Raw genomic sequence first — 2,572 nt, 5'->3', positions numbered from 1 at the left:
GCCAGGGGCAGGGCGGGTTGTGCCGGCGGAGCGGCGGATTCGGCCGGAGCGGCCTTGGCAACGCGCGGCTTGCGCACGCGCTTCTCGGCGGGCGCGTCGGCGCTGCCGGTTTCGGTCGTAGTGATATCGGACAAGAGCTGGATTCCTCGCTGAGAGGTGCGAGCGCCCGGCAAGGGCGTCAGGATGTTTGGGAAAAGGATTCCGGGCGGGAGTACGACCGGAAGACACGGCACGCGAACGCGGCCGGATGTGCCGACACTACCACCGGCTTGCGGCAGGGCGCAAGCCGGGCAGGGCGGGATCATTCACGCGGGCGTGGGGCCCGCCGGGCAGCCGGTGACCCGGCTGCCGCAGGTGACTCAGGCCAGGGCCCGGTCCAGCAGGCCGGCCAACTGGGCCTTGCCGACAGCGCCGACCTGTTCGCCGACCTTCTCGCCGTCCTTGAAGACGACCAGGTAGGGAATGGAGCGGACGTGGTACTTGGCCGCCAGGGCGCGGCTGTGGTCCACATTGACCTTCACGATCTTGGCGCGGCCGTCGTAGGTGTTGGCCAGCTCATCGAGCGCCGGGGCGATCATCTTGCAGGGACCGCACCATTCGGCCCAGAAGTCCACCAGCACCGGTTCCTTGGAGTTCAGTACGGTGTTATCGAAGTCGGCATCGCCGACATGTACAACCTTGTCGCTCATCTTGGTCTCTCGATTTGGAGTGCACCCGGCCAGGCCGGAGGGTTGAACCTGGACCCGCCTTGCGGCGCGTCCGCGTCTGCTGCCTCGTGGTCGCCTGGGCGGCCAGCGGTGCGTCCGGTGGGATGCCTGGACGCTCTCGGGGCGCAGTGTACCCCTATCGAACCCGGGGCACAGTCCCCGGCTGCAACGCTACATCCTGTGACAGGCATCGCGCTTTGCCAGGGCTTGTCCCAGTAAGTGCGGGCAGGTGTGGAGCACTTCCACCCCCCGCCATCGGCCCGTTCAACTGGCGTGTGGCGCGGTGAAATCCGCGCGAGGGCGCCCTTGCCGAAGGGCGTCTCAAGCCTCCACGCGACGCCACCCCCGGTTTGCTTCCGACATTGCGCTAAACTGGGACATTGTGCAGCGGCCCGCGTCCCACCGATCCGGCCCCGGCATTCCCGGCGCAACGGCCGTATGGCAACGCTGCCCTCCAAGATTGCAAGCCTTCCGGCCCGGTGCCGGCGCGGCCTTACCAAGACGGACTCATGAGCGACAAACCGCTGACCGATTTGACTTTCTCCTCCTTTGATCTGCATCCGGCCCTGCAGGCCGGTCTTGAAGGAGCCGGATTCACCCGCTGCACCCCGATCCAGGCGCTGACCCTTCCGGTCGCGCTGGCCGGTGGCGATGTGGCTGGCCAGGCCCAGACCGGTACCGGCAAGACGCTGGCGTTTCTGGTGGCCGTGGTCAACCGCCTGCTCAGCCGCCCGGCCCTGGCCGACCGCAAGCCGGAAGACCCGCGCGCGCTGATCCTCGCGCCGACCCGCGAACTGGCCATCCAGATCCACAAGGACGCGGTGAAGTTCGGCTCCGACCTGGGCCTGCGCTTCGCGCTGGTCTACGGCGGCGTGGACTACGACAAGCAGCGCGAGATCCTGCAGCAGGGCGTGGACGTGATCATCGCCACCCCGGGTCGCCTGATCGACTACGTCAAGCAGCACAAGGTGGTGTCGCTGCACGCCTGCGAAATCTGCGTGCTGGACGAAGCCGACCGCATGTTCGATCTGGGCTTCATCAAGGACATCCGCTTCCTGCTGCGCCGCATGCCCGAGCGCACCACCCGCCAGACCCTGCTGTTCAGTGCCACGCTCAGCCACCGCGTGCTGGAGCTGGCCTACGAGCACATGAACGAGCCGCAGAAGCTGGTGGTCGAAGCCGAAACGGTGACCGCCGCGCGCGTGCGCCAGAAGCTGTACTTCCCGGCTGACGAAGAGAAGATCCCGCTGCTGCTGGGCCTGCTGTCGCGCAGCGAAGGCGCGCGCACCATGGTGTTCGTCAACACCAAGGTGTTCGTCGAGCGCGTGGCGCGTTCGCTGGAGAAGGCCGGCTACCGTGTCGGCGTGCTGTCCGGCGACGTGCCGCAGAAGAAGCGCGAGAGCCTGCTCAACCGCTTCCAGAAGGGCCAGCTGGAAATCCTGGTGGCGACCGACGTGGCCGCCCGCGGCCTGCACATCGACGGCATCAAGTACGTCTACAACTACGACCTGCCGTTCGACGCCGAGGATTACGTGCACCGCATCGGCCGTACCGCCCGCCTGGGTGAGGAAGGCGATGCCATCAGCTTCGCCTGCGAGCGCTATGCGATGGGCCTGCCGGATATCGAGGCCTACATCGAGCAGAAGATTCCGTCCGAGCCGGTCACCAAGGAACTGCTGACCGCGCTGCCGCGTCCGGAACGCGCACCGGCGGCTCCGGGCGAGGAAGGCGACGACAACGAAAGCGTCGGCCAGATCTTCCGCGAAGCGCGCGAAGCCCGCGCGGCCGAGGAAGAACGTCGCGGCGGTGGCCGTGGCGGCCGTTCCGGCAGTGGTGGCGGTCGTGGCGAACGCCGCGATGGCGAC

The 2,572-nt window shown here is 67.6% G+C and carries 2 protein-coding genes; one reads left to right on the top strand and one right to left on the bottom strand.

All coding sequences use genetic code 11. The features are described from left to right. Positions 1 to 359 precede the first annotated feature (359 nt). Complete coding sequence (trxA, locus tag RT551_RS21490) at positions 360 to 689, bottom strand: thioredoxin (RefSeq protein ID WP_313462238.1); 330 nt, start codon at positions 687 to 689, stop codon at positions 360 to 362. 527 nt (positions 690 to 1,216) lie between these two features. Between trxA and rhlB the strand changes: the two genes are divergently transcribed. Then, on the top strand, positions 1,217 to 2,572 hold a 1,356-nt coding region (rhlB, locus tag RT551_RS21485), incomplete at its 3' end, for an ATP-dependent RNA helicase RhlB (RefSeq protein WP_313462236.1).

Origin of the sequence: Stenotrophomonas sp. (assembly GCF_032103445.1) — a bacterium.
GTDB lineage: Bacteria > Pseudomonadota > Gammaproteobacteria > Xanthomonadales > Xanthomonadaceae > Stenotrophomonas.
Note: the sequence above shows the minus strand (reverse complement) of the source record. Positions and strands in the feature narration are given on the sequence as shown.

Coding starts and splice junctions, on each gene's coding strand:
- trxA (WP_313462238.1), bottom strand. CDS start 689: ATGAGCGACAAGGTTGTACATGTCGGCGATGCCGACTTCGATAACACC.